The 25,511-nt window shown below is 73.5% G+C and carries 23 protein-coding genes and 1 tRNA gene; 11 read left to right on the top strand and 13 right to left on the bottom strand.

Going from position 1 to position 25,511, the window contains the following annotated elements; translation table 11 throughout:
• Positions 1–16: 16 nt before the first annotated feature.
• Together SGUI_RS07745 and purD are read right to left on the bottom strand one after the other, a co-directional pair.
• Positions 17–964 (bottom strand): phosphoribosylaminoimidazolesuccinocarboxamide synthase, encoded by a 948-nt coding sequence (locus tag SGUI_RS07745; protein ID WP_066638409.1) that lies wholly within the window; start codon positions 962–964, stop codon positions 17–19.
• 1 nt (position 965) lies between these two features.
• Positions 966–2,273 carry a phosphoribosylamine--glycine ligase gene (gene purD / locus SGUI_RS07740; RefSeq protein ID WP_066638407.1) on the bottom strand — a complete coding sequence of 436 codons (1,308 nt, stop codon included), beginning with the start codon at positions 2,271–2,273 and terminating at the stop codon, positions 966–968.
• A 284-nt stretch (positions 2,274–2,557) separates the two neighbouring features.
• On the opposite strand from purD, the gene SGUI_RS07735 reads away from it, so the two are divergent.
• The 6 genes from SGUI_RS07735 (at position 2,558) to SGUI_RS07710 (ending at position 10,187) form a co-directional block, all read left to right on the top strand.
• Positions 2,558–3,574, top strand: coding sequence for a helix-turn-helix transcriptional regulator (locus SGUI_RS07735; protein ID WP_066638405.1), 1,017 nt, complete (start codon positions 2,558–2,560; stop codon positions 3,572–3,574).
• 82 nt (positions 3,575–3,656) lie between these two features.
• Positions 3,657–5,903 (top strand): HelD family protein, encoded by a 2,247-nt coding sequence (locus tag SGUI_RS07730; protein WP_066638402.1) that lies wholly within the window; start codon positions 3,657–3,659, stop codon positions 5,901–5,903.
• Positions 5,904–5,914: 11 nt separating this feature from the next.
• The gene (locus SGUI_RS07725) at positions 5,915–8,227 is read left to right on the top strand and encodes a DNA polymerase III subunit gamma and tau (protein WP_066638399.1); all 2,313 of its coding nucleotides are present in this window, start codon (positions 5,915–5,917) and stop codon (positions 8,225–8,227) included.
• 13 nt (positions 8,228–8,240) lie between these two features.
• Entirely contained in the window at positions 8,241–8,915 is a 675-nt protein-coding gene (locus tag SGUI_RS07720; protein WP_066638389.1) for a lysophospholipid acyltransferase family protein, read from the top strand.
• A gap of 73 nt (positions 8,916–8,988) precedes the next feature.
• Entirely contained in the window at positions 8,989–9,603 is a 615-nt protein-coding gene (gene recR / locus SGUI_RS07715; protein WP_066638387.1) for a recombination mediator RecR, read from the top strand.
• Between the two features lie 20 nt (positions 9,604–9,623).
• The gene (locus SGUI_RS07710; RefSeq protein ID WP_066638384.1) at positions 9,624–10,187 is read left to right on the top strand and encodes a DUF5063 domain-containing protein; all 564 of its coding nucleotides are present in this window, start codon (positions 9,624–9,626) and stop codon (positions 10,185–10,187) included.
• 32 nt (positions 10,188–10,219) lie between these two features.
• On the opposite strand, the gene SGUI_RS07705 is transcribed toward SGUI_RS07710, so the two are convergent.
• From SGUI_RS07705 to SGUI_RS07670, 8 genes are all read right to left on the bottom strand, one after another.
• Positions 10,220–10,558: a cation:proton antiporter gene (locus tag SGUI_RS07705; RefSeq protein WP_066638381.1), complete on the bottom strand. Its 339-nt coding sequence runs from the start codon at positions 10,556–10,558 to the stop codon at positions 10,220–10,222.
• The gene (locus SGUI_RS07700) at positions 10,555–10,815 is read right to left on the bottom strand and encodes a monovalent cation/H+ antiporter complex subunit F (protein ID WP_066638379.1); all 261 of its coding nucleotides are present in this window, start codon (positions 10,813–10,815) and stop codon (positions 10,555–10,557) included. The genes SGUI_RS07705 and SGUI_RS07700 overlap by 4 nt, the downstream gene beginning before the upstream one ends.
• The gene (locus tag SGUI_RS07695; protein ID WP_066638377.1) at positions 10,812–11,189 is read right to left on the bottom strand and encodes a Na+/H+ antiporter subunit E; all 378 of its coding nucleotides are present in this window, start codon (positions 11,187–11,189) and stop codon (positions 10,812–10,814) included. The genes SGUI_RS07700 and SGUI_RS07695 overlap by 4 nt, the downstream gene beginning before the upstream one ends.
• Positions 11,189–12,700 carry a monovalent cation/H+ antiporter subunit D family protein gene (locus tag SGUI_RS07690; RefSeq protein ID WP_066638376.1) on the bottom strand — a complete coding sequence of 504 codons (1,512 nt, stop codon included), beginning with the start codon at positions 12,698–12,700 and terminating at the stop codon, positions 11,189–11,191. The genes SGUI_RS07695 and SGUI_RS07690 overlap by 1 nt, the downstream gene beginning before the upstream one ends.
• A gap of 2 nt (positions 12,701–12,702) precedes the next feature.
• Positions 12,703–13,035 (bottom strand): sodium:proton antiporter, encoded by a 333-nt coding sequence (locus tag SGUI_RS07685; protein ID WP_066638375.1) that lies wholly within the window; start codon positions 13,033–13,035, stop codon positions 12,703–12,705.
• Complete coding sequence (locus SGUI_RS07680) at positions 13,032–16,016, bottom strand: DUF4040 family protein (RefSeq protein ID WP_066638373.1); 2,985 nt, start codon at positions 16,014–16,016, stop codon at positions 13,032–13,034. Before SGUI_RS07680 ends, SGUI_RS07685 begins: the two co-directional genes overlap by 4 nt.
• A gap of 69 nt (positions 16,017–16,085) precedes the next feature.
• Complete coding sequence (locus SGUI_RS07675) at positions 16,086–17,102, bottom strand: alpha/beta hydrolase (RefSeq protein ID WP_066638371.1); 1,017 nt, start codon at positions 17,100–17,102, stop codon at positions 16,086–16,088.
• Positions 17,103–17,181: 79 nt separating this feature from the next.
• A tRNA-Pro gene (locus tag SGUI_RS07670) sits at positions 17,182–17,255 on the bottom strand.
• A 112-nt stretch (positions 17,256–17,367) separates the two neighbouring features.
• Here SGUI_RS07670 and SGUI_RS07665 point away from each other — a divergent pair.
• Positions 17,368–18,810 (top strand): AAA family ATPase, encoded by a 1,443-nt coding sequence (locus tag SGUI_RS07665; protein WP_083190564.1) that lies wholly within the window; start codon positions 17,368–17,370, stop codon positions 18,808–18,810.
• Between the two features lie 13 nt (positions 18,811–18,823).
• Here SGUI_RS07665 and SGUI_RS07660 read toward each other — a convergent pair whose 3' ends face one another.
• Genes SGUI_RS07660 through SGUI_RS07650 form a run of 3 tightly spaced genes read right to left on the bottom strand, consistent with a single transcriptional unit; the run spans position 18,824 to position 22,942 of the window.
• Entirely contained in the window at positions 18,824–19,774 is a 951-nt protein-coding gene (locus tag SGUI_RS07660; protein WP_066638366.1) for a metallophosphoesterase, read from the bottom strand.
• 4 nt (positions 19,775–19,778) lie between these two features.
• Positions 19,779–20,243 (bottom strand): GatB/YqeY domain-containing protein, encoded by a 465-nt coding sequence (locus tag SGUI_RS07655; RefSeq protein WP_066638365.1) that lies wholly within the window; start codon positions 20,241–20,243, stop codon positions 19,779–19,781.
• Positions 20,244–20,290: 47 nt separating this feature from the next.
• A complete protein-coding gene (locus tag SGUI_RS07650) occupies positions 20,291–22,942 on the bottom strand; it encodes a penicillin-binding protein (RefSeq protein ID WP_066638363.1) in 2,652 nt (883 codons plus the stop codon).
• Between the two features lie 115 nt (positions 22,943–23,057).
• Here SGUI_RS07650 and SGUI_RS17385 point away from each other — a divergent pair, with 115 nt between their 5' ends.
• From SGUI_RS17385 to SGUI_RS07635, 4 genes are all read left to right on the top strand, one after another.
• On the top strand, positions 23,058–23,228 hold the full coding sequence (locus SGUI_RS17385; RefSeq protein WP_022925427.1) for a DUF4177 domain-containing protein: 171 nt from the start codon (positions 23,058–23,060) through the stop codon (positions 23,226–23,228).
• A gap of 8 nt (positions 23,229–23,236) precedes the next feature.
• The gene (locus tag SGUI_RS07645) at positions 23,237–23,731 is read left to right on the top strand and encodes a RidA family protein (protein ID WP_066638361.1); all 495 of its coding nucleotides are present in this window, start codon (positions 23,237–23,239) and stop codon (positions 23,729–23,731) included.
• 5 nt (positions 23,732–23,736) lie between these two features.
• On the top strand, positions 23,737–24,597 hold the full coding sequence (locus tag SGUI_RS07640; protein ID WP_066638349.1) for an NUDIX hydrolase: 861 nt from the start codon (positions 23,737–23,739) through the stop codon (positions 24,595–24,597).
• 88 nt (positions 24,598–24,685) lie between these two features.
• The gene (locus tag SGUI_RS07635) at positions 24,686–25,510 is read left to right on the top strand and encodes an MBL fold metallo-hydrolase (RefSeq protein ID WP_066638347.1); all 825 of its coding nucleotides are present in this window, start codon (positions 24,686–24,688) and stop codon (positions 25,508–25,510) included.
• Position 25,511 lies beyond the last annotated feature (1 nt).

Below are 25,511 nucleotides of genomic sequence, written 5' to 3'. Positions count from 1 at the left end.
CGTGGTGGTCGGCTGGTCAGCGGGTGGGGGTGAAGGTGTGCCCGGTGAGGGCCTCGTAGGCCTCGACGTAGCGGGCGCGGGTGAGCTCGAGGACCGCCTCGGGCAGGGCGGGGGGAGGGGCGTCGCCGGCCCGGTCCCAGCCGCTGGCGGGAGAGGTCAGCCAGTCGCGCAGCACCTGCTTGTCGTAGGACGTCTGCGGCCGGCCCGGCGTCCAGTCCTCGGCCCGCCAGAAGCGGGAGGAGTCCGGCGTGAGCACCTCGTCGGCGAGCACGATCTCGACGGCGTCCGGGTCGACCCGGGACCACTGCGGCTCCCCGTCGCCGCCGAGCGGCACCGCGGCAGGGTCGACGCCGAACTCCACCTTGGTGTCGGCGATGAGGATGCCGCGCCCGGCGGCGATGTCGTTGCCCCGCGCGAGGATCTCCACGGTGAGTCCGCGCAGCCGGTCGGCCAGGCCCGGCCCGACCAGCCGGGCCACCTCGTCCACGCTGATCGGCTCGTCGTGCTGCCCGACCGGCGCCTTGGTGCTCGGGGTGAAGACCGGCTCCGGCAGGCGCGACCCGTCGACCAGGCCGGAGGGCAGCGGGACGCCCGAGACGGTGCCGGTCGCGGCATACTCCGCGAGCCCACCACCGGTGAGGTAGGCCCGGGCGACGCACTCGACCGGAAGCATCGTCAGCCGCCGCACGTAGACGGCGCGCCCGGCGACCTGCTCGGGCACGTCGGTCGACTCCACGTGGTGCGGGGCGAGGTCGGCGAGCTGGTCGAACCACCACAGGGAGAGCTGGGTGAGCACCGCGCCCTTGTCCGGGATCGGGGTGTCGAGGATGTGGTCGTAGGCGCTGACCCGGTCCGAGGCGACCAGCAGCAGCCGGGAGGTGTCCACGGAGCCGTCGGCGTGCAGCGGGGCGTAGAGCTCGCGCACCTTGCCGGAGTAGAGCAGCTGGTGGCCCTCGAGCGTCATGTCAGTCCTCCTGACCGGGGGCGGAGACGTTGCCGCGCTCCGCCGTGAGCCCGATGTCGGGTCGGGTGTGGCTGCCGCGCAGCGAGATCCGGGAGACGGCCTCGTAGGCCCGCGCCCGCGCCTGCGCCAGGTCGTCGGCCAGGGCGACGACACTGAGCACCCGGCCGCCGGAGGAGACGAGCGATGCCGCGCTCCCGTCCTCGGAGCCGTCCTCGAGGCTCGTCCCCGCGTGCAGGACGTGGACACCTTCCACCTGCTCGGCCTGCTCGATCCCGGTGACCGGGTCACCGGTGGCCGGGCTCGCGGGGTAGTGCTCGGCCGCGACGACGACGTTGACGCTCGAGCGCGGCGACCACTCCAGGGCGGGCAGCTGGCTCAGCGACCCGGTCGCCGCCGCCCGCAGCACGGCGCCGAGCGGTGTCCGCAGCCGGGCGAGAACCACCTGGGTCTCCGGGTCGCCGAAGCGGGCGTTGAACTCCACGACCTGCGGTCCCCGCGCGGTGAGCGCGAGGCCGACGTAGAGCAGCCCGACGAAGGGGGTGCCCCGTCGGGCCATCTCGGCGACGGTGGGCCGGGCGACGGTGCTGACGATCTGCGCCACGAGGTCGTCGGGCGCCCAGGTGAGCGGGGAGTATGCCCCCATCCCCCCGGTGTTGGGGCCGGTGTCGCCGGCACCGACCCGCTTGAAGTCCTGGGCCGGCTCGAGGGCGACCACGTCCTGCCCGTCGCTGAGGCAGAAGAGCGAGACCTCGGGGCCGTCGAGGAAGTCCTCGACGACGACGCCGGCACCCTCGCGCGCCAGGCAGGCCGCGGCGTGCTCGGCCGCGCGGGCACGGTCGCTGGTGACGACGACGCCCTTGCCGGCGGCGAGGCCGTCCTCCTTGACGACGTAGGGCGGGCCGGTCGCGTCGAGCGCGCGCTCGACGTCGTCGGTGCTCGTGCACACGTGCGCCGCCGCGGTGGGGACCCCGGCCGCGGCCATGACCTCCTTGGCGAAGGCCTTGCTCCCCTCCAGCGCGGCCGCCTGCGCGGACGGGCCGAAGCACGGTATGCCCGCCTCCCGGACGGCGTCGGCGACCCCGGCGACCAGCGGCGCCTCCGGCCCCACGACGACGAGGTCGACGCGGTGCTCCCGGGCGGCGTCCACCACCGCCGCGGCGTCACCCGGGTCGCCGGGGAGGCAGTCGGCGAGGGTCGCGATGCCCGGGTTGCCCGGCATCGCGAGGACCCGGTCGACCGCGGGATCGAGGTTCAGGGAGCGGACCAGCGCGTGCTCGCGCGCACCGGATCCGAGGACGAGGACCACCACGGGCCAGCAGCCTATCGGCCACGGGGCCCCGCTCGGGTCACGGGGAGGGCGGAGCATACCGTCGCCGGAGACAGGTGTGGTCCCCTGGGAGGCAGGGGGGATATCTCCCAGGGGACCACCTGCAGGGCAGGGTCTGCGTGGGCTGATGGGGGGCTGCCCGCGCGACTCGCACTTCCCTGCTGTCGACCGAAGCCGACACCCACCACAGTGACACATCGGTGGGGCGATGTCACGCTCAGGGTGTCGGCGCCCTGCCATTGGCGGAGATCCGCCATCATGGTCCGATGAACCCGACCCCGCCCGCCCGGCTGCACGGCTCGGCCTACGAGGAGTTCGTGTCCGCAGTGTTCCGCAGGGCCGTCCGGTTCGGCGCCCCCACGCGCGAGCTCTTCCGCGACGAGGGTCTCACCGATGCCGAGATCGACGACGCCACGATGGAGCTGGAGGCGCGCGGCTTCCTGCGGGCCGGCGAGGAGGCGGACACCTGGGTCGTCATGCCGCCCCGGGAGGCGGTGGCGCGGCACGCCGAGGTGACCGAGCACCGGCTGCGGCTGGCGCGCGCCACGGCGGGGGAGCTGGAGCGTGCCTGGCGTCGGTCGGCCGTCGACAGCGCGCCCGAGCGGCTGCCCGGTATGGACCTGCTCGCCGGCATCGACGACGTCGTCGGCCGCATCACCGCCATGCACCTCGCGACGACGGACCGGCTGTGGTGGGCCCTGGACGGGTCGGTCGCCAGCCGCCGGCTGCTGGAGCTGGCCGCCGAGGACCCGGACCTGCTGTCGGTGCGCGAGGGGGTGGAACGCCGGCTCATCCTCGACACCTCCCTGCTGGAGCTGCCGAGCGCGGGCGCGGTGATGGAGGCGGCGCTGCGTGAGGGCGCGGCGGTCCGCACCGGCAACGGCGTGCCGGTGAGCGCCGTGGTGTGCGACGACGACATGGCGCTCATCGACATCAGCCGGTTCGAGCCGGACGGGATCGGCTCGTTCGAGACGCGGGTGGCCGCCCCGGTCGCCGCCGTCGCCAACCTCGTCGAGCGCACCTGGATGCTGGCGGCTCCGGTGAAGCCGATGCGGGAGGCCGCGGAGCGCAAGGAGGCCGGCGGCTCCTCGGCGCCGCTGGACGAGCGGGACCACGCGATCCTCGTCCTGCTGGCCAGCGGGGCCTCGGACCAGGTCATCGCCCGCCGGCACGGGATCTCGGTACGTACCGTGGAGCGCCGGGTGCGCTACATGATGGAGCACCTCGGGTCCGCCACCCGGTTCCACGCGGGCGCCCAGGCCGTACGGCGTGGCTGGGTCTGAGGCAAGGGCGGGATAGACTTCTCTCTTTGCGGGGGCGGACGTGACCGCCCCGGGGCCTACGCACCGGATATGAGGTGGGCGGATGACCGACGTGGTGTCGACCGACCGCGAGGTCGCGGCGCAGATCGCCGCGGAGCAGGCGCACGTGGACCGTGTCTACGACGAGCTGGGCAAGGCGGCGGCGCGGGTGGAGCTCGTGCACGCCGAGGGGATGTCGCGGGGACAGACGGATCGTCGGGGGACGGGGGACCCACGGGAGGAGGAGCTGGCGGGCCTGTTCGAGCGGGACGCGCTGGTCTACTCGGCCAGCAAGCGCCGGGCCTCCCTGGAGCACCAGCACGAGGGGCTCGTCTTCGGCCGCCTGGACCTCGAGCACGACGTCGCCGACGAGCACGGCTCCACCCGGGAGGTGCGCTACGTCGGCCGCCTCGGGGTGCGCGACGACGACTACGAGCCGCTCGTCGTCGACTGGCGTGCCCCCGCGGCCGCGCCGTTCTACCGCGCCACCCCGGTGGACCCCCAGGGCGTGCTGCGCCGCCGGGTACTGCGCTGCCGGGGCGAGCAGGTCGTGGGGGTGGAGGACGACCTCATGGTCACCGACCCGCCGGAGGACGTCGTGGTCGTCGGCGACGGTGCGCTCATGGCGGCGCTCACCCGCAGCCGCGGGGCGCAGATGCGCGACATCGTGGCGACGATCCAGCAGCACCAGGACGAGGCGATCCGCGCCTCCGCCCGGGGGGTCACCGAGATCACCGGGGGGCCGGGCACCGGCAAGACCGTCGTGGCGCTGCACCGCGCCGCCTACCTGCTCTACTCCGACCGGCGCCGGTTCGAGGGCGGCGGGGTCCTCGTCGTCGGACCGTCCGCGGCCTACACGGCATACATCGAGCGGGTGCTGCCCTCGCTGGGCGAGGACTCGGTGGTCCTGCGCTCCCTCGGTGACGTCCTGGCGGGCATCACCGCGACCCGGCTGGACCCGCCGGCGGTCGCCGCCACCAAGGGCAGCCTCCGGATCCGCAGGGTGCTGTCCCGGCTGGTGCGCGAGCCGATCCCCGGATCGCCCACACAGCTGCGCACCTTCGTCGGCGGGCACGCGATCCGGCTCGACCTCGCCGCGCTGGACCGCGCCCGCGCCCAGGTGCTGCGCCACCACCACCGCAACGCCGGCTACGACGCCGCCGTCGAGGCGCTGGCGCACCTGGCGTGGGAGCAGGTCGAGCAGGGCGAGCGGGAGGACTTCGTCGACCGGTTCACCGACTCCGGCGACGTCGAGGCCTTCATGCGGCAGTGGTGGGCACCCGTCGACCCGCGCGAGATGCTGCTCTGGCTGGCCGACGAGGAGCTGGTGCGGCGGCTCGGGGGGCTGCCGCCGGAGGCGGCTGCCGACCTCGCCGCCTCGTACCGGCAGGCGCTGGAGCTCGGCACCTGGACGGTCGCCGACGTCGCGCTCGTCGACGACCTGGCGGCGCGTCTCGGCCCGCCCGTCGACCTGCCGAGCGAGGACCGCGGGTTCTTCGAGATCGAGGAGCTGGACGACGCCTCGCAGTACGGCGTGTCCGCGCTGCGCGTCGGGGCCGACGGCGAGACGGTCGCGGCCGCGTCCGGCGGGAGCGCGCGCTCGCGGGTGTCGACCGACCCTCGCGAGCGGCTGCTGGCCGGGCGCACCGGCGAGGCGGAGGAGTATGCCCACGTCCTCGTGGACGAGGCGCAGGACCTCTCCCCGATGCAGTGGCGGATGCTCGGCCGGCGGGGCCGCTGGGCCTCGTGGACGGTCGTCGGTGACCTCGCCCAGGCCTCCTGGGACGACCTGCGCGAGGCGGGGCAGGCGCGGGAGGAGGCCTTCGGGACCGCGCCGCGTCAGGCCTTCCACATGGACACCAACTACCGCAACGCGCGCGAGATCTTCGAGCTGGCCGCGCGGGTCATCACCGAGCACGTCCCCGAGGCGGACATCCCGGAGGCGGTGCGCGAGACCGGGCACGACCCGCTCGAGCTCTCGGTGTCGTCCGCCACGCTCCCGGAGTCCGTCGCCGAGACCGTGGCCGACCTGTGCGGCGAGGTGGCCGGGCAGGTCGCCGTCATCGCGCCGTGGTCCTGGCACGAGCGGCTACGGCCCGTGGTGACGGGGGATCAGGTCGTGCTCATCGACCCGCTCTCGACCAAGGGGCTGGAGTACGACGCCACCGTCGTGGTGGACCCCGACGGCATCGTGGCCGAGTCGCCGGGCGGGGTGCGGGCGCTTTACGTCGTGCTCACCCGGGCCGCGCACCGCAGCGCCATCCTGCGCCCTGTGGACGAGTCCGCACCCGGCGTCGGTGGGGGCCGTTAGGGTCAGGTGTCGTGAGCACCGCGCTGTACCGCCGCTACCGGCCCGAGACCTTCACCGACGTCATCGGGCAGGAGCACGTCACCGAGCCGCTGATGCAGGCCCTGCGGGCGGAGCGGGTCAACCACGCCTACCTCTTCTCCGGCCCGCGGGGCTGCGGCAAGACGACGAGCGCCCGCATCCTCGCCCGTTGCCTCAACTGCGAGCAGGGCCCCACCCCGGAGCCGTGCGGGCAGTGCGAGTCGTGCGTGGCGCTGGCCCGGGACGGCGCCGGCTCGGTCGACGTCATCGAGATCGACGCGGCCAGCCACGGCCGGGTCGACGACACCCGCGAGCTGCGCGAGCGGGCGGCCTTCGGGCCGGCCACGGCGCGTTACAAGATCTACATCATCGACGAGGCCCACATGGTCAGCCGGGAGGGCTTCAACTCCCTGCTCAAGATCGTCGAGGAGCCGCCGCCGCACGTGAAGTTCATCTTCGCGACGACCGAGCCGGAGAAGGTCCTGGCGACCATCCGCTCCCGGACCCACCACTACCCCTTCCACCTCGTCCCGCCGCAGCGGCTCACGGCATACCTCGAGCAGCTGTGCGAGGCCGAGGGCGTCGAGCTCGAGCCGGGGGTGCTGTCCTTCGTGACCCGGGCGGGCGGCGGCTCGGTGCGCGACTCGCTGTCGGTGCTGGACCAGCTCATCTCGGGGGCCGGCGAGGGCGGTCTCACCTACGAGCGCACCGCCGCGCTGCTCGGGTTCACCGACGTCGAGCTGCTGGACGCGGTGGTGGAGGCGGTGGCCGCGGGGGACGCAGCGACCGTCTTCGGGCAGATCGACCGGGTCATGGAGTCGGGGCACGACCCGCGCCGTTTCGTCGAGGACCTGCTCGAGCGCTACCGCGACCTCATCGTGCTGGCCGCGGTGGGGGAGCGCTCCGGCGGCCTGCTGCCGGGGCTGCCCGAGGACCAGGTGGAGCGGATGCGGCGCCAGGCCCAGGCCTACGGCACCGCCGCTCTGTCGCGCGCGGGTGACCTCGTGAGCCGGGGGCTGTCGGAGATGACCGGCGCGGTCTCCTCCCGCCTCATGCTCGAGCTGCTGGCGGCCCGGCTGCTGCTGCCCGGCGCGGAGGGCGAGGACGGCTACGGCACCCGGCTGGAGCGGATCGAGCGTCGGCTCGGGGCCGGCGACCCGGCGGAGGGGTCGGGGCGGCGAGCGGCGCCTGCCGCCGCGCGCCGCGACCAGACGGCCGCGACCCGGGTCGAGCCGGACCGGGTGGAGATCCCGGAGCCGGCGGACACCCAGCAGCCCGGCCACCTCGACACCGCGGCGGTGCGACGGCAGTGGCCCGAGATCATCGCCGCGGTCCGGCAGATCAGCCGCCGCACGGCCGGGGCGCTGGAGTCGATGCAGGTCGTCGACTTCGACGGGTCGCGGCTGCTCATCGGTATGCCCGACGAGCGCTGGATCCGGCACTTCATGGGCACCTCGCACGAGGAGGCGCTGCGCCAGGGGGTGATCGACGCGCTCGCGCTCGACATCCGGATCGAGGCGACCGCGCGCGGTGGTGAGGGGGCCGCCGGGCCCGCTGGTGGGACGGGATCCGCGCCGGGTGGCCCCCCCTCGACCGGGCCCGCCCCCGGGGACGAACCGCCGCCCGAGGAGCCCGACCCGGGTCCGGAGCCGGAGCATGAGGAGCCCGGGTCTTCGGGGCCGCCGCCGCAGCGCTCGGCGGGAACGTCGGACCAGGAGGCGGGGAGGCCGCCGCAGCAACCGGCGGGGACACCGCAGGAGCCGAGGGGTGCTGCCACGGGCCTGCCGGACACCCCGATGCGGGGACGGATCCGCACCCGGGGCGACCGGTCGTCCGCCGCGGCCGGGGCAGCCGGTGCGACGGACGCGGGCCAGGGAGAGGTGCGCGTGCGCGGACGCGGGACGCGCTCCGCCGAGGAGCCCGGGGGTGGGACGAGGCCCGGGGACGCCGGCCTGGCCGAGCAGCTGGGGGCGGGAGCGGCCCGTCCGCAGGCCGCGGACCAGCCCGAGTGGTCCCAGCAGACCTCCGGCGGTCAGGGTGCGCCCGCCTGGGCGACCGGGCAGCCGGAGGCTTCCACGAGCACGAGTCCGGACCCGTCCAGGCCCGACGGTGCGGGACCGGAGGCCACTCCTCCGACGCCGTCCGCCGCCGACGAGCCCGCGCCCGCTCCGGCGCGCTCTCCCGGCGGGGACGCCCCGAGCGACGACGACGAGGACCTCGCGACCTCCGGGGCGGTGGGTCAACCCGTGGTCGAGAGCGTGCTGGGGGGTACTGTCATCGCCATCAACGACGACCCTGTGGCGTGAGGACGGCCCGGCCATGATCTACGAGCTGCTGCACCCCGTGGTGACGCCGCTGGCCACCGCGATCTGGCGACCCGAGGTGGTCGGCCGGGACAACGTCCCGATGCAGGGCCCGGTGATCCTCGCCAGCAACCACCGCTCCTTCATCGACAGCGTGGTCATCCCGCTGACCGCGCCCCGACAGGTCGCCTTCCTGGCCAAGTCGGAGTACTTCACGGGGACGGGGGTGCGGGGCTGGATCAGCCGCGAGTGGTTCACCGGCGTCGGCTCCATCCCCGTCGACCGTGACGACACCCGGGCGGCGCAGCAGTCGCTGGACCTGGCGCTGGCGCACCTGCGCGAGGGAGGTGCCTTCGGCATCTACCCCGAGGGCACGCGCTCGCGTGACGGCCGGCTCTACCGCGGCAAGACCGGGGTCGCCTGGCTTGCCCTGGAGGCGGGGTGCCCAATCGTGCCGGTGGCGCTGCAGGGGACGCAGGACATCCAGCCGGTCGGTTCCCGGCTGCCGCGGCGGGCGCAGGTCCGCGTGGAGTTCGGCCCGGCCATCGAGGTCGCCGGGCGCTTCGACGACGTGCCGCAGGGCCGCGCGCGCCGCGAGCTCACCGACGAGGTGATGGAGCGCATCGCGGCGATGTCCGGCCAGGAGCGCGCCGGCGAGTACGCCCAGCGCTCCGGCGACGCCCCCGCCTGAGCCGCTCCGGCTGCCGACGCCCGGGCGCGCCCGGGGGCGCGACTGTCGGCGGCACGGCATACAGTGCGGTGCTGTGTATGAAGGCGTGGTCCAGGACCTGATCGACGAGCTCGGGCGGCTCCCCGGTGTCGGCCCGAAGGGCGCCCAGCGGATCGCCTTCCACCTGCTCGCGACCGACCCGGAGGACATCACCCGGCTGGCCGAGGCGCTGCTGCAGATCCGGGAGAAGGTGCGCTTCTGCGAGGTGTGCGGCAACGTCGCCGAGGCGGAGCGGTGCCGCATCTGCCTCGACGAGCGCCGCGACCCGACCATGATCTGCGTGGTCGAGCAGAGCCAGGACGTCGCCGCGATCGAGCGCACCCGCGAGTTCCGCGGGCGCTACCACGTCCTCGGCGGGGCCATCAACCCCATCGGCGGCGTGGGCCCGGAGGACCTGCGCGTGCGCGAGCTGGTCGCGCGCCTGGCCGACGGCGAGGTGGCCGAGGTCATCATCGCCACCGACCCCAACCTGGAGGGGGAGGCCACCGCCACCTACCTCGCCCGGCTGCTCAAGCCCTACGACGGGGTGCGGGTGAGCCGCCTGGCGTCCGGGCTGCCGGTCGGCGGGGACCTGGAGTATGCCGACGAGGTCACCCTCGGCCGTGCCTTCGAGGGCCGCCGGATGATCTCCACCGGCACCACCGGCTGACCTGCCTCTAGGGTGGGGCCATGGTCGACGAGGACTGGGCCCAGCCGGCGCGGGAGATGCACGACGAGGTGGAGGCCTACTTCACCAGCCTGGAGACGGTCGCGTCCGGCGACGAGGCGGGCACGGCGCTGCCGCTGCTGCTGCTGAGCGTCGGCCAGCTCTGCTCCGCCGGTGCGCGGCTCGGCGCCCTGATGGACGTCGTCCCGCGGGAGCGCTTCGAGCCCGACGCCGGGCCGGACGCCGATCTGGAGCGCATCCGGGAGGCCCTGCACGGGATGCTCGGCGGGCTGGACGACTACTGCGACCTCGAGGACCCGGTGCTCTCCGGCGAGGTCACCCGCGGCTCCCTCGCCGACGACCTCGTCGCCGTCGCGGCGGACCTCGCCCACGGCCGGGAGCACTACTTCGCCGGGCGGCCCACCGAGGCGATGTGGTGGTGGCAGTTCAGCTACCTGTCCTCGTGGGGCGAGCGCGCGGCCTCGGCGCTGCGCGTGCTGCACACGCTGCTGGCGCACGTGCGGCTCGACGCCGACGACGAGCAGGTCATGGAGGCCGAGCTCGAGGCCCTGCACCGCGCCACGTAGGACGTCGACCCGGCCGTCCGGCGGGTATGCCGTCAGGCCAGGTCGTTGGGGTCCGTCGCCGGGTCCAGGGGGGCACCGGAACGGTAGGTCGCGCGGCCCAGCGAGTTCGAGGCCACCGAGCTGAGGATGATGAAGCCGGCGATCGCCACGAACAGCTTGATGAGGTCGACCACGCTGAAGCCGTGCACCCAGACGTGGTGGATGTAGACGCCGGTGACCATCCACGGCATACCCATGCCGGTCGCGCCGGACATGACGTTGATCCGGGACAGCCCGTCCCGGGCGCGGAGCATGGCCCAGGCGCTGATGAGCACGAAGAGGGCGCCGCCGATGCACAGCACCCCGATGAGGATGCTCAGGACGATGCTCATCGGCGCCCCCTCGTGAGGATGCGGGCCAGGGAGACGGTCGCGAGGATGCCCACCAGCGCCGCCAGGGACGCGACGTCGAGCAGGACGATCGACTCGGCCGCCATCCCGATCATGAGGAAGATCCCGACCGCGCAGAAGTAGATGAGGTCGCTGACGGCCGCGACCGAGGCGTCGTCCCGTGCGGTCATGACCCGGACCAGCCCGAAGACAGCCGCGAGCAGCAGGATCGCGACGGCGGTCCACACGATGACGCTCACGACGGCTCCACCTCCATCGCCCGGTCGCTGCCGCTGCGGCCCCGGGTCATCACGAGCAGGTGCCGCTCCATGACGCGCAGCTCGGCGATCACCTCGTCGCGGTCGTGGCCGTAGATCGCGTGGACGTAGAGGGTCGGCGGGGCGTGGCCGGTCCGCGGGGCGATGCCCACGGTGATCGTGCCCGGCGTGATGGTGATGGAGGAGGCCATGGTGCTGATCTCCAGGTCCGTCTCGCAGTGCAGCGGGAGCTCGACGATGGCCGGGGACATGCGCAGGCCCGGGGTGACGACGTCGGCCCCGATCCGGAGCGCGCCCCGGATCACCTCGCCGGCCAGCCAGCCGCCGTAGACGGCGGCGCGCAGGGGGTTGAGCATCAGCCGGTCACCGCCTCGACGTAGGGAGCGAGGTCCACCAGCCCGGTGGCGGCCCGGGTGGTGATCTCCATGATCGGCCCGGCCAGCACGAACATCGTCAGCTGGGTCACGACGAGCACCGCCATCGGGGCCATGAGCCGGGGGGTCACGCGCACGTCGTCGGTGAGCAGGGTCTTGGGTCCGCGCCCGGTCTCCGGCGAGTCGGGGCGGTAGTCCTCCATGTCCGGGCCCCAGAAGACGCCGACCCACAGCCGCTGCATCGCGACCAGCGAGCCCAGCGCGCCGACGCAGATGAGGGTGATGTAGACCACCTGCCAGGCACCCCCGGCCTGGGCCGAGGCCTGGACCAGCCCGACCTTGCCGAAGAAGCCCGAGCTGGGGGGCAGGCCGATGAGCGACATGAGCGCGAGGGCATACCCGATCGTGAGCATCCGGTCGCGCCGGATGATGCCGGAGAGCCGCTCGTAGCGCCCGGAGCCGTAGGTCTGCTCGATCGCGCCGGCGCCGAGGATCAGCGCCCCCATGGTGATGATGTGGTGGATCATGTAGAAGATGCCGGCGCCCAGCGAGAACTGGGTGAAGAGCAGCAGCCCGAGCAGGATGTGGCCGACTCCCGCGACCATCTGCCAGGAGAGCGCGCGGCGCATGACCCGCTCGCCGAAGGTGCTGTAGGAGCCCACGACGATGGACAGCCCGACGAGCACCGCCAGCACCATGACCCACGGCGGCTGGCCCTCGTAGAGCGTCGAGGTGATGCGGTAGAGCGCGTAGAGCGCGACCTTGGTGTGCAGCGCCGAGAACAGGCCCATGACCGCCGCGGAGGTGGCGGGATAGCTGCGCGGCAGCCAGGTGTGCATCGGGACGACCGCGGCCTTGATCGAGAGCGCCAGCAGCACGACCCCCGAGCTGAGCATCGTGCGGGGGTCGCTGCCCGCGCCGACGAGCAGCGCCAGGTTGACCGTCTCCGCGGTCGCGTAGACCAGGCCCACGCCGATGAGCAGGATCGTGCTCGTCAGCAGGTTGACCACGACGAAGGTGCGGCCCACCCCGAGCCGCCGCCAGGTGCCGGTCACGGCGATGAGCGCGTAGCTCGGCAGCAGCATGACCTCGACGAAGACGAAGAGGTTGAACAGGTCCCCGGTGAGGAAGGCGCCGTTGACGCCGCCCAGCAGCATGAGCACCAGCGGGGGCATCAGCCGGTAGCTGCTCTCCCCCGTGAAGGTCATGAAGATGAGGCACATGAGCACGGTGAACGAGGTCACCAGGATCATGAGCGCGCTGAACGTGTCCGAGACGAACGGGATCGCGACACCCGGGACGAAGGCCCCGACGTTCTCCGCGAGCACGGGGGTCTCCCGGTGCTGGATCAGCAGGTCCAGCCCGGCCGCCCCGGTGAGCACGGGTATGCCCAGCAGCCAGATGCGCTGCCACACCGGGTTGCGCCAGAGCACGGTGGCCGCGGCCGCCGCGATGGGGATCGCGGCCAGCAGCGGGAGGAGGGCTGCGGTCATGATCATCGGCGGTGGGTCTCCCCGGTCTCGGGCATGCGCTTGGTGTCGTCGTTGTGCCCGATGACCGCCATGGCCAGCATGAGCACGGTGACGGCGAGCGCGATGACGATCGCGGTCAGGACGAAGGCCTGCGGCAGCGGGTCACCGGCCGTCTCGACCCCGGTGCGGCTGGGCAGCGGCTCACCACGCCACGCGGTCACGCCGGCGGACAGGATGAGCAGGTTGGCGGCGTGCGCCAGCAGGGACAGGCCGAAGATGATCCGGACCATGCCGCGCTGGAGCATGAGGTAGATCGCGCCCGCGGTGAGGACGCCGATGGTGATGGGCAGGATCACTCGCGGTCACCTCCCTTGCGTGGTGGCAGGTCCTGCTGCAGGTAGGTGGAGCCGCGCCCGGGGATCCCGAGGCGGGTCTCGGCATACCGCTCGCCGCGGGAGGTGTCCATCGGGCCGCCGATCTCGCCCTCGATCGCCTCGTCGGCGCGCTCGCGGGTGCCCTCGCCGCCGGTGGCGCCGAGCAGGTTGAAGGCCTCCATGACCAGGCCCAGGACGGCGAGGTAGACGCCGAGGTCGAAGGCCATCGGCGAGATGAGCTTGTAGCTGCCGATGTAGGTGTGCAGCGGCTCGAGGAAGGACACGTGGCCGACGAGGCCGAGCACGCCGGTCGCCACGGCGATGAGCACGCCGATCGCGACGAGACGCAGCGGGAGCCGCGGCGGGCCCACCATGCGGTCGCGCGAGGTGGCGAGGTAGATGAGCGCGACGATCGAGGACCCGACCAGGGCCGCGATGAAGCCACCGCCAGGGGAGTTGTGCCCGCGGATGAAGAGGATCGCCGAGATGATCGCGAGCAGCGGGGCGGTGACGCGCACGAGCAGCTGCATCGGCACCGCGTTGCCCCAGGCCTCGGTGACGGCGCGGTATGCCGTCGAGCCGCGCTCGCGCAGCGGCACCTCGGGCGGCGGCACGTAGTTGCGGTCGGCCTCCGGCGGCGGGTCGAGGTACTTGTCGCGGACCGTCGAGATGATGGCGACCATGGCGACCGCGGCCATGCCGAGGACGGTGAGCTCGCCGAAGGTGTCCAGGGCGCGGAACTCCACGAGGATGGTGTTGACGACGTTGTCGCCGCCGGTCTCGACCGGGCCCTCCTCGAGGTAGTAGAGGGCGATGTCGCTGCGGTCGCGCCGGCCGGTCAGGGCCCAGGTGGCCAGGCCCGCCGAGAGGCCGCCGACGACGGCGAGCAGCAGGGCCGCCTTGTGGCCCCAGCGCGGCCCGCGGCCGAAGGTCTGCGGCAGGCGCTGCAGCACGAGCATGATCATGAGGACGGTGAGGGCCTCGACGAGCAGCTGGGTCATGCCGACGTCGGGCGCGCCGAGCGCGAAGATCTGCACCGTGACGGCGGCGCCGACCGTGGACAGCGCGACCACGGCGGCCAGGCGCGAGTTCGCGCGGCACAGGACACCGACGGCGATCGCGATGATGACCATGACGACGATGTCGACCGGGCTGACCAGGCCGTCCTGGATGGGCAGCAGGTGGTCCCCGGAGACCAGGACGGCGACCCCGCCCAGCACCAGCGCGGCGAGCGCGACGAACTGCACCGCCACGTGCCGCGTCGGGTTGTCCGCCCGGACGAGCATGGACAGGGACTTCCCGAACTCCGCCGCGGTGTCGTTGATGACCCTGATGACGTCCGCGCCGTCGAAGGAGAAGGTGTCGTGCTCGCGCGCCGGGAAGAAGAAGCGTCGCCGCAGGATGATGAAGACACCCACGGCGATGATGGCCAGCGAGGTGAACAGCTCGAGGTTGAGACCGTGCCAGAGCGCCAGGTGCGGGTGCGGCTCCTCGGCGTCGACGGGCAGCATCGCGGCGGTGGCCCGGCCGACCGGGGTGTCGAGGGCGCCCACGACGAAGGCCAGCGGCAGCCCGACGACGATGGGGATGGCGGCGAAGGTGCCCAGCGCCCACGGCGTGGTGTGCAGCGGCCGGTCCTCGGGCCACTTGGCCTGGCCGCGACCGTCGTAGAAGCCGTTGAAGACGATCTTGGCGCAGTAGGCGAAGGTGAGGACCGCGGTGAGGGCGACGCCGAGGAAGGCGGCCCAGGCGGCGACCGTCCCGCCGGGCGCCTCGCGCATGGCGGTGAGGATGCTCTCCTTGGAGACGAAGCCGAGCATCGGCGGCACCCCGGCCATGGAGGCGCACCCGAGTACGGTCACCCAGAACGCGAGCGGCATCGCGGAGGAGAGCACCGGCATGCGGCGCACGTCGCGGGTCCCGGTGGCGTGGTCGACGACGCCGACCATCATGAACAGCCCGGACTTGAAGAGCGCGTGCGCGATGACGTGCAGGATCGCGGCGGCGAGGGCATACTCCGTGCCGACGCCGATCGTCGCGACGATGAGCCCCAGCTGGCTGACCGTGGAGTAGGCCATGAGCTTCTTGAGGTCGGTCTTCTGCAGCGCGAACCAGCCGCCGATCCCGCAGGTGACCAGGCCGGTCGTGATGAGCAGGACGTTCCACACCGGCACGTCGTGGAAGGCCGGGGAGAAGCGCATGAGCAGGAAGATGCCGGCCTTGACGACCGCGGCGGCGTGCAGGTAGGCGCTGACCGGGGTCGCGGCGGCCATGGCGTCCGGCAGCCAGACGTGGAAGGGGAACTGCGCCGACTTGGTGAAGGCCGCGAGGATGACGAGCAGCGCCACGGTCGCGGTGAAGCCGGGGCTGGTGTCCCACACCTCGTGCGCCAGCGCCTCGGACAGCGTGGTCGTGCCGGTGCGGACGATGATCGCCGTGACCGCCGCGAGCAGCCCGAGCCCGCCGAGGAAGGTGATGAGCAGGGTGCGCATCGAGGCGGCCTCACCGGCATACCCGGAGCGGGCGATGAGGAAGAAGCTGGCGAGCGAGGTGAGCTCCCAGCACAGGAAGAGCAGGATGAGGTCGTCCGCCAGCACCAGCCCGACCATGGAGACGGTGAACATCGCCATGTAGAAGTAGAAGGTGAGGTTGCGCCCGGGCTGGAGGTAGGCCGTGGAGTAGGCGAGCACGACCGCCCCGATGACCAGGGCGATGAAGGTGAAGACGGTGCCCAGGCCGTCGGCGCGCAGCGACAGCTCGAGGCCGAGCGTGGGCACCCAGGGCATCGACCACTCGACGGTGCCGTGGTGCATGACCTCACGGGCGGCGGGCCAGTATGCCCCCGCCGCGGCGAGGTAGAGCGCCGCGATCGGCCAGCCGGCGTGCCGACCGAGCAGTCTGGTGAGCGGGAAGGTCGCGAGGACGGTCACCGCGGAGATGATCAGCGTCCAGAGCAGACTCATCGGCGGCCCGCCCTGGACGCGCCGCTGCTGCGGTCGCAGCGGTGAGCCGGGCGGGACATGCGGGCCAGATTAGCAACCCGTAGGGGTGAGGCGACATTCCTCCGTCGGGGAGTGCCCCAGGTGGGCGAGCGTCCAGCGCCGCAGCACGGCATAGGCCTGCGCCCTCGGCGTCGGCAGGGAGAGGAAGACGTCGTGCACGGCGTGGGCGACCCGGGCCAGCGTGACGTAGTGCCCGACCCGGGTCGCGGCGTAGGCGATCTCCTCCACGGTGAGGACCGAGTCGGCGGCCGTCGTGGCCGCGCTCCAGGTGAACGGCGAGGTGGACCGCGTGGACAGCAGGACGAGCACCGGGCAGTCGAGGTCGACCTGACCCCGGGCGATGCGCTGGTGGCCGTCGAGGATGGCGCTGCCCCAGGCGAGGCGGGGCGCGAAGCCGCGCTCCGGTCGCCACTCTGCCGGGAGGTGGGCGGGCGGCAGGGACCCGATGACGCGCTGCGCCTGCGTGTAGTGCCCCAGGTCCAGGCTCAGCCCGGTCTGGCGCGGGTCGTTGCGGGCGCGCAGCCCGAGGAGGGGCGCCACCGCACGCCGACCCACGCGCCCGACCTGCAGCTCGAGCCACGGGGAGTTGAGGACGACGGCCGCGCACCGTCCCGGGTGGCGCGCCGCCCAGAGGGTGAGCGTCAGGCCGCCGGTGGAGTGGCCGAGCAGGACGATCCGGCGGGGGCCGGGCGCGTCCGCGGCGATGGTGTCGAGCGCGGCGGCGATGTCAGCGTCGTAGTCGTCCAGGGACTCCACGAAACCCGGGGCCTGCTCGGGCCGCAGGCTGCGGCCGTAGCGGCGCAGGTCCAGGGCGAAGAAGCGGGCACCGAGCCCGGTCCAGAAGTCCGCGAGCTCGGTCTGGAAGAAGTAGTCGCTCCAGCCGTGGACGTAGAGGACGTCCACGTCCGGCAGCAGCGGATCCGGGGCCGGCTCGGGGAGCCGGCGCACCAGGGTGGCCACGAGCGGCCCGTGCAGCCCGTCCACGCCGAGGGCGAGGGTGAGCTGCTCGAAGGGTGCCCCCAGCACGTCCGGCCGCCACGTCGCCATGGCCGAACTCTAGATCGGTGGGCGGGAGCAGGACCGGCCCTGACCGTGTCTGTGCTGGTCAGGGCCGGTATGCGATGGGTCGGGGTGACAGGATTTGAACCTGCGACCTCTTCGTCCCGAACGAAGCGCGCTACCAAGCTGCGCCACACCCCGTGGCTCGTGCGCGGGCCCGAAAGGCCGCACGCAGCGTCCGCAAGGATAGCCCACGGCCAGGGCCGTGGCTAAATCCGTGGGGGTCGTCGGTGGCCGATCCTAGGGTGGGGCCATGGACGACGACGTCAGGGAGTTCCTGCGCACCTTCACCCAGGCGGTGGAGCTGTCGCACCGCGCCATGGGGGCGGCGAGCGGTGAGCCGCTCGCCGACCGGCTGACGGCATACCTCGGCGCGCCGGTGGCCGAGATCGCCGTGGTCACCGAGGAGGTGATGAACCACCGGTATGCCGACTGGGACGTCGCGCTGGCGGAGGTCGCCGGGCGCGACCCGGAGTCGGCCGAGCTCGGCGTGGGCGGCGGTGACATGCGGCACCACGTCTCGCTGGGCGATCTCGTCGGCGGCGGGCACGGCCAGGGTGTCGTGGGCCAGGTCGACTACGCCTCCGTGGCGGTGGGTCCGACCGAGCACCGGCGGGCGATCGGCCTCGGGCTGCGCCTCTTCCGGTATGCCGGCCACCCCGTGGTCGTCATGCAGCGCAGGAGCAACCGGCAGTACGGCCGGGACACGGGCTCCCTGGAGGTGATCTGCGCCGACGAGGACACCCGGGCCGCGCTGCTGGACGAGCTGCGCGAGGTGGCGCTGGAGCGCAGCGTGCTGCGCGGGCAGGTCATCGCCTTCGAGTCCTCCGGCTACGGCCCGGAGGCGCAGGGGGTCACCTTCCTGCCGCGCCCGGAGGTGGGCGAGGACGAGGTGATCCTGCCGCCGGGGTCGCTGGCGCGGATCGCCGGGCACGTCAGCGGCATCGCCGAGCACGCCGACACGTTGCGGCGGCACGGCCAGCACCTCAAGCGGGGCCTGCTGCTGCACGGCCCGCCGGGCACGGGCAAGACGCACACCGTCCGCCACCTCATCTCCCGCAACCCCGGTCACACGGTCGTCGTGCTCGCGGGGGAGTCCCTGGGCTACATCTCGCTGGCGGCCTCGCTCGCCCGTGCGCTGCAGCCGGCGGTGGTCGTGCTGGAGGACTGCGACCTCGTCGCCGAGGACCGGGGCATGGGCCCCAGCGGCCGGCCGCTGCTCTTCGAGGTGCTCGACGCGATGGACGGGCTCGACGCCGACGCCGACGTGACCTTCCTGCTCACCACCAACCGCGCCCAGGCGCTGGAGCGGGCGCTGGTGCAGCGGCCGGGGCGGGTGGACCTGGCGGTCGAGATCCCGCTGCCGGACGAGGCCGGGCGCCGCCGGCTGCTCGAGCTCTACCAGGGCGGGCTGGACCTCGGGGACGAGGCGCTCGCCGAGGCGGCCCGCCGCACCGAGGGGATGACCGCCTCCTTCGTCAAGGAGCTCGTGCGCCGCGCCGTGCTGGCCGCCGCGATGGCCGGTGAGGAGCCCGGGGACGAGCACCTGCGCAGCGCCCTCGACGGCCTGCTCGCCGGGCACGAAGAGCTCACCCGGGTGCTGCTCGGCAACGCCAGGCCGGGGGACGACCCCGAGGACGTGCCCGGGGTGACCGGGTGGGAGCAGGGAGGCGGCTGCGGCGATCCCTACGGCTGAGCCGTGCCCGGCCTCAGGGTGAGGCCGGCGTCAGCGTGAGCAGCGTCGCCTCCGGGCGGCAGCAGAAGCGGAAGGGTGTGTAGGGGTTGCCGCCCAGCCCGGCCGAGACGTGCAGCCACGCGGCGTCGGTCGGTGCCTGCGACGACGGCCTCGCGCCGGCGCCCGGCCACCAGCGCGACAGGCCTCGCGCCCGGGAGGTGTCCAGGTCGCAGTTGGTGACGAGCGCGCCGTGACCGGGCACCCGCAGCTGCCCGCCGTGGGTGTGCCCGGCGATGAGCAGCCGCGCCCCGTCGGCGGCCATGGGGTCCAGCACCCGCCGGTAGGGCGCGTGGGTGACACCGATCGTCAGGTCGGCGTCCGCGGCGGCCGGCGCGGAGACGCTGGCGTAGTCGTCCCGCTCGAGGTGCGCGTCGTCGGTGCCGACGAGCTCGAGGTCGAGCCCCGCGACGTCCAGGCGCACCCGCCGGTGCGTGAGGTCCTCCCAGCCGCGCCCGGTGAGACCGTCGACGAGGTCCTGGGTGGGGAGCACCTCCGGTGTCAGCTCGGCCCCCTTGCGGTGGCTGTCGTTGAAGTAGCGCAGCGGGTTCTTCCGCGTCGGCGGGTAGTAGTCGTTGGACCCGAGGACGAAGGCGCCCGGCCGGTCGAGCAGCCCGCCGTAGGTGTCGAGGGCGGCCGGCACCGCGTCCATCGCGGCGAGGTGGTCACCGGTGTGGACCACCAGGTCGGGCTCGAGGTCCTCCAGGGCGTGCACCCAGTCACGCTTGCGCCTCTGGTCGGGCACGAGGTGCAGGTCGGACAGGTGCAGCACCCGCAAAGCAGAGGCGCCGGCCGGCAGGCAGGGCACGTCCCCCCGGCGCAGCACGAACCACCGCGGCTCCACCCAGGTCGCGTAGGCGGCAGCACCGGCGCCGAGGCCGACCGCGGCTGCCGTGGCCCCGGCGAGCGGGCGCCATACCGACGTCATCGGGTCAGGCGCCCAGAGCCTGCTTCACGGCGGCGGCCACGCGCCCGCCCTCGGCCCGCCCCGCGATCCGCGGCTGGAGCACCTTCATGACCTGGCCCATTTCGCGCATCCCGCTCGCCCCCGTCTCGGTGACGGCCTGCTGGGCCATCTCGGCGAGCTCGTCATCGGACAGCTGCGCCGGGAGGTATGCCTCGAGCACCTCCAGCTCGGCCTCCTCCTGGGCGGCCAGCTCGGGCCGGTTCGCCCCCGAGTAGGCCTCGGCGGCCTCGCGCCGCTTCTTCGCCTCCTTGGTGATGACCTTGAGCACCTCGTCGTCGGTGAGCTCGCGCGCCTCCTTGCCGGAGACCTCCTCGGTCGTCACGGCGGTCAGCGCCATCCGCAGGGTGCCCGCGCGGACCTTGTCCTTGGCCCGCATCGCGGACGTGAGGTCGTGCTGGAGGGTGGCCTTGAGACCGGTCGCGTCGCTCATGCGGTCAGTGTCTCACCCGGCCGGCCCCGGGTCGTCGCTCGTGCGGCTCAGTCCTCGCCCCGGGGATCCGTGCCCGGGGGGTCCGACGGCTCCGGCACGGGGGCGGGCTCGGGCTCCGGGTCCTGCGTCGGCTCGGGCTCGGGTTCCGGCTCAGGCTCCGGCTCGGGCTCGGCCGCCGCCGCCTCGGTGGGCTCGGGCTCCGGCTCCGGGCTCGGCTCGGGCTGGGGCTGGCGCGGCTGGCGGGGCTGCTGCTGCCTCGGCTGCTGGCGCGGCTGCGCCGGTGCCACGCTGGCCGCCGGGGCGACACCGCTGGACACGTGCAGCGTCACCGGGCTGGAGGTCTGGACCGAGGAGCCGACGCCCGGCGTCGTGTAGAGCACGGTGCCCTCGGGCTGGCTCGAGGCGACGCGCTCCACGCTGCCGGTGAGGCCGACGTCCTCGAGCCGCTCCTGGGCCTCGCCGACCTCCATGCCGACGACCCGGGGGACGGTGGCGCGCTCGCCGTTGAGGATGTCGCTCGGCGGCTCCTCCCAGCGCTCGACGTCCATCCCCTCGGAGGCACGGTCCATGATCCGCTTCCAGGTCGGCCCTGCGAGCGAGGAGCCGAAGAGCGGGCCCTCGATGTAGCGCCCGCCGATGGTGATGTCCTGCAGGTCGCCGTCGTAGCCCTCTCCACCGGGGATGTTGCCGATGAAGACGGCCGTGGACAGCTGCGGGGTGAACCCGGCGAACCATGTGGCGGTCGAGTCGTTGTTGGTGCCGGTCTTGCCGCCGGCGGGGCGGTCGTCGTCGAGGATGGCCTGGTAGCCCGAGCCCTCGATGGTGAGGACGCCCTCGAGCAGCTCGATGGCGCCGAGCGCGACGTCCTCGTCGATGACCCGCTCGCACTCGTCCAGCTCCAGCGGCAGCTCCTCGCCGTTGGCGTCGGTCACCTTGGTCACCGGCACCGGCGGGCAGTAGACCCCGCCGGAGGCGAAGGTCGCGTAGGACGCGGCGACCGTCAGCGGGCTGGCCGTGTCGGCGCCCAGGACCAGCGAGGGGGCGAGCGTGGTCTCGGCGTTGCCCGGGTCCAGGCCGTAGGCCTGCCCGTTGGCCGCGTGCAGGCCCATCTCGGTCATGGTGTCGGCGATGTCGCAGGTGCCGACCTGCGAGGCCAGCGTCGCGAAGGCGGTGTTGACCGACAGCGCCGCGGCCTTGCGCAGCTCGATGGTGCGCTGGTGGTTCTCGTCGTTGGCGTTGCGGACCGCCCAGTGGTCCTCGCCGATGGTGCAGCCGTCCTCGAAGTCGTCGCGGAAGAAGATGCCGGCCGGGAAGACCTCGTCGGCGGGCGGGTAGGAGCTGGGCCGGTTCTCCGGGTCCTCGAGCCAGACGTTGCCGTACGTGCTGTCCTCCGGGGCCCGCACGTTGAGGGTGGCCTCGACCGGCACGCCCTTCTTCATCGCCTCGACCAGGGTGTATGCCTTCGCGACCGAGCCGATCGCCATACCCCCGGGTCCGCCGTAGGCGTTGTCGACGTTCCAGTTGACCGAGGTCTCCTGGACCTTGTCCGGGCTGTCCTCGAAGGAGTAGGTGCTCGACTGGTTGAAGGCCAGGATCTTGCCGGTGCCGGGCTGGACGACCGTGGCCGCGGAGCCGAGGTTGTAGTCGTTGCCCTGCGGGGTGGCGTCCTGGAGGATGTCCTTCATGTCGGCCGAGAGGTCGAGGTCCAGCGTGGTCTCGACGGTCAGGCCGTTGGTCGTGAGGTTCTCCAGCCGCTCGTCGCGGGTCTTGCCGAGCGCGGGCTGCTCCAGCAGCCAGGCCTCGACGTAGTCGCAGAAGTAGGGGTTGCGGGAGCGCAGGCAGGAGCGCTGGCTGTCGCGGATCTCCAGCATGTCACCGACGTTCTGCGCCACCGCGTCGTCGTGCTCCTCCTGGGTGATCATGTCCTGGTCGAGCATGTTGCCGAGGACGAGGTCGCGCCGGGACTGCGCGAGCTCGGGGTCGGCCACCGGGTTGGTCGTGCTGGGGGCCCGGACGATGCCGGCGAGCAGCGCGGACTGCGAGACGGTGAGGTCCGCGGCGTCGACGCTGAAGTAGTGGCGGGCGGCCGCCTGGACGCCGTAGACGTTGTCGCCGTAGAAGGCGAGGTTGAGGTAGCCGACGAGGATCTCGTCCTTGGTCAGCCGCTCCTCGAGGGTGATGGCGTACTTGAGCTCGCGCAGCTTGCGGACGTAGCCCTCCATGCCGGAACGGGCCTGGGCGTTCGCCGCGGCCTCGGTGTCGCCCTCCTTCAGCGCCTGCTCGGTCAGCGCCAGCTTGATGTACTGCTGCGTCAGCGTCGACCCGCCCTGGGTGGTGTCGGTGGTGGTGTTCTGCACCACGGCGCGGGCGAGGGCCTCGACGTCGGCGCCCCCGTGCTGGAAGAAGCGCGCGTCCTCGATCGCGACCTGCGCGTCCTTCATGTTCTGGCTGATCTCGTCGCTGTCGACGATGATCCGGTTGCGCTCGGCGGGGGTCGCGAGGATCGTCCCGTCGGCGGCGAGGATGCGCGACTGCTGGGCGAGCGGGTTCTGCTCCAGGTCGCCGGGGAGCTCCTCGAACATGCCGACGCTCTCCCGTGCCGCCAGGCCGCTGGCCCCGACGACGGGCGCGAGCAGGCCGGCACCGATGATCCCCATGAGGATCGAGACGGCGAGGAAGACCCCGAGCAGGGAGGTCACCCGTGCGACAGTGAGAGCAGAGCGCATACCAGATACGTTACGGGAGTTTTCTGAGAGGTCCTGTCAGCGCGCCCGCGGCCGTGCCGTGGCGCCGGCCCCCGGTATGGTCGGGCCCATGACGACTGCGCACCAGTGGGAGTACGCCACCGTTCCGCTCATGATCCACGCGACCAAGCAGATCCTCGACCAGTGGGGCGAGGACGGCTGGGAGCTCGTGCAGGTCGTGCCCGGGCCCGGCGACGGCAGCAACCTCGTGGCCTACCTCAAGCGCCCCAAGAACGCCTGAGGACGCCGATGACCCCGCCCGAGCCGGTCACCGGCGCCGTGGAGACCCGCCTGGCGGAGCTGGGCCACCGCGTGCCCGAGGTCGCGGCGCCGGTCGCCGCCTACGTCCCCGCCGTCCGGCACGGCGACCTCGTCTTCAGCTCCGGCCAGGTCCCCTTCGTCGACGGCGAGCTCGAGCTGACCGGCAAGGTGGGCGAGGGTCCCGGCCTCGTGTCCCCGCAGGACGCGACCCGGCTGGCCGGGGTATGCGCCCTGAACGCGATCGCCGCGGTGAAGTCGGTGGTCGGCGACCTGGACCGGGTGGTCCGGGTGGTCAAGGTCGTCGGCTTCGTCGCGAGCGACCCGGGCTTCACCGGGCAGCCGGGCGTCGTCAACGGAGCCTCCGAGCTGCTGGGCCACGCCTTCGGCGACGCGGGCGTGCACGCCCGCTCGGCCGTCGGGGTGGCCGTGCTCCCGCTCGACGTGCCGGTCGAGGTCGAGATCACCGTCGCCGTGCGGGACTGACCGCGGTGGCGCACGGCCTCGCGGACCAGGAGCCGGCATACCGCGACTTCGCCGTGCCACCGGTCGTCGCGGACGCCGCGCGGGCCTGGCTCGCGACGCCCGAGGACCGGCGCGCGGTCGCGGAGCCGCGCCGCTCGGCCACCGTCATGCTGCTGCGCGACCGACCGGAGCTGGAGGTCTTCGTGCTCCGCCGGGCCGGGAGCATGGCCTTCGCGGCCGGCATGCTGGCCTTCCCCGGCGGGGGAGTGGACACGCGTGACGCCGACCGCGACGTCCCCTGGGCCGGACCGTCCGCGCAGGAGTGGGCCGGACGGCTCGGCACCGACGCGGACGGCGCCCGCGAGCTGGTGACCGCCGCCGCCCGCGAGGTCTTCGAGGAGTGCGGGGTGCTGCTGGCGGGGCCGGCCGCGGACGAGGTCGTCTCCGACCTGCGCGACCCGGTGTGGCGGGAGGGCCGGGCCGCCCTGCTGGATCGTTCCCTGAGCTTCGCCGAGCTGCTCGCCCGGCACGACCTCGTGCTGCGCACCGACCTGCTCGGTGTGCGCGGCCGCTGGATCACCCCGGAGTGCGAGCCGCGCCGCTACGACACCACCTTCTTCGCCGCCCGGATGCCCGAGGGGCAGCGGGCCGACGACGCCAGCACCGAGGCCGAGGTCGCCGGCTGGCGCTCGCCGGGGCAGATCCTGCAGGACCGGGAGGCGGGCCGCGACGTGCTGCTCCCGCCGACGCTGGTCATGGTGGAGGAGCTGGCCGGCGTCAGCGGCCCCGACCTGGACGACTGGGTCCGCGAGCCGGTGCAGGTGCGCCCCGTGCTCCCCGTCCCCGTCGAGCACGGCGACAGCCTGGCCATGCGCATACCGCGGTAGCAACCTGCTGCCCCGGCGACACCTACCGACCGCGGTGGGGACGTGCAGCCCCGGCGACACCTGCCCACCGCGGTGAGAGGGTGGGGCCATGACCTCCGCCGACGACGCCTGGACCGGTGGGCCCTGGGGCGCTCGCGCCCACGCCGTCCTGTGCCCCAACCCCTCGCCCATGACCCTGGAGGGCACCAACACCTGGGTGCTGCTCGAGCCGGGCAGCACCGAGGCGGTCGTCGTCGACCCCGGCCCGCTGGACGAGGGACACCTGCGGGCCGTGCTGGACCACGTGGCCGCTCGCGGGGCGCGTGTGGCTCTCACCCTGCTCACCCACGGGCACGCCGACCACGCGGAGTCCGCGGACCGTTGGGCCGGGCTGACCGGCGCCCCGGTCCGGCGCGCAGGCGGGGGTCACGACGACCTCGCGGACGGCGAGCGCCTCGTGGTCGGCGGGCTGGAGCTGCTCGCCGTGCGCACCCCGGGGCACACCTCGGACTCGGTCTGCTTCCTGCTGCCGGCCGAGCAGGTGCTGCTCACCGGCGACACCGTGCTGGGACGGGGGACGACGGTCGTGGCCCACCCCGACGGCGACCTCACGTCCTACCTGGAGTCGCTGCAGCGCCTGCGCGACCTCACCGCCAGCGGCGAGGTGACGAGCATCGCGCCCGGGCACGGCCCGGTGGTCCCCGACGCCGAGGGGGTCCTCGAGCGCTACTGGACCCATCGGCACCAGCGGCTGGACCAGGTGCGCGACGCCGTGGAGCAGCTGCGGACGGGGTCCTCGGCCGAGACCGAGGGGCGCGACCTCGCCGACCGCGTGGTTGAGCTGGTGTATGCCGACACGCCCCGCGCGGTGTGGCCCGCGGCCCGGCTCTCGGTCCTGGCGCAGCTGGCCTACCTCGGCGAGCCGGTGGGCTGAG

It is taken from the genome of Serinicoccus hydrothermalis (assembly GCF_001685415.1).
GTDB classification, from domain to species: domain Bacteria; phylum Actinomycetota; class Actinomycetes; order Actinomycetales; family Dermatophilaceae; genus Ornithinicoccus; species Ornithinicoccus hydrothermalis.
Note: the sequence above shows the minus strand (reverse complement) of the source record. Positions and strands in the feature narration are given on the sequence as shown.

Excerpts from the sequence above, each read along its gene's own strand:
- SGUI_RS07745 (WP_066638409.1), bottom strand. The coding sequence starts at position 964 with ATGACGCTCGAGGGCCACCAGCTGCTCTACTCCGGCAAGGTGCGCGAG.
- SGUI_RS07735 (WP_066638405.1), top strand. The coding sequence starts at position 2,558 with ATGAACCCGACCCCGCCCGCCCGGCTGCACGGCTCGGCCTACGAGGAG.
- SGUI_RS07730 (WP_066638402.1), top strand. The coding sequence starts at position 3,657 with ATGACCGACGTGGTGTCGACCGACCGCGAGGTCGCGGCGCAGATCGCC.
- SGUI_RS07720 (WP_066638389.1), top strand. The coding sequence starts at position 8,241 with ATGATCTACGAGCTGCTGCACCCCGTGGTGACGCCGCTGGCCACCGCG.
- SGUI_RS07710 (WP_066638384.1), top strand. The coding sequence starts at position 9,624 with ATGGTCGACGAGGACTGGGCCCAGCCGGCGCGGGAGATGCACGACGAG.
- SGUI_RS07705 (WP_066638381.1), bottom strand. The coding sequence starts at position 10,558 with ATGAGCATCGTCCTGAGCATCCTCATCGGGGTGCTGTGCATCGGCGGC.
- SGUI_RS07695 (WP_066638377.1), bottom strand. The coding sequence starts at position 11,189 with ATGCTCAACCCCCTGCGCGCCGCCGTCTACGGCGGCTGGCTGGCCGGC.
- SGUI_RS07690 (WP_066638376.1), bottom strand. The coding sequence starts at position 12,700 with ATGACCGCAGCCCTCCTCCCGCTGCTGGCCGCGATCCCCATCGCGGCG.
- SGUI_RS07680 (WP_066638373.1), bottom strand. The coding sequence starts at position 16,016 with ATGAGTCTGCTCTGGACGCTGATCATCTCCGCGGTGACCGTCCTCGCG.
- SGUI_RS07675 (WP_066638371.1), bottom strand. The coding sequence starts at position 17,102 with ATGGCGACGTGGCGGCCGGACGTGCTGGGGGCACCCTTCGAGCAGCTC.
- SGUI_RS07665 (WP_083190564.1), top strand. The coding sequence starts at position 17,368 with ATGGACGACGACGTCAGGGAGTTCCTGCGCACCTTCACCCAGGCGGTG.
- SGUI_RS07660 (WP_066638366.1), bottom strand. The coding sequence starts at position 19,774 with ATGACGTCGGTATGGCGCCCGCTCGCCGGGGCCACGGCAGCCGCGGTC.
- SGUI_RS07655 (WP_066638365.1), bottom strand. The coding sequence starts at position 20,243 with ATGAGCGACGCGACCGGTCTCAAGGCCACCCTCCAGCACGACCTCACG.
- SGUI_RS17385 (WP_022925427.1), top strand. The coding sequence starts at position 23,058 with ATGACGACTGCGCACCAGTGGGAGTACGCCACCGTTCCGCTCATGATC.
- SGUI_RS07645 (WP_066638361.1), top strand. The coding sequence starts at position 23,237 with ATGACCCCGCCCGAGCCGGTCACCGGCGCCGTGGAGACCCGCCTGGCG.
- SGUI_RS07635 (WP_066638347.1), top strand. The coding sequence starts at position 24,686 with ATGACCTCCGCCGACGACGCCTGGACCGGTGGGCCCTGGGGCGCTCGC.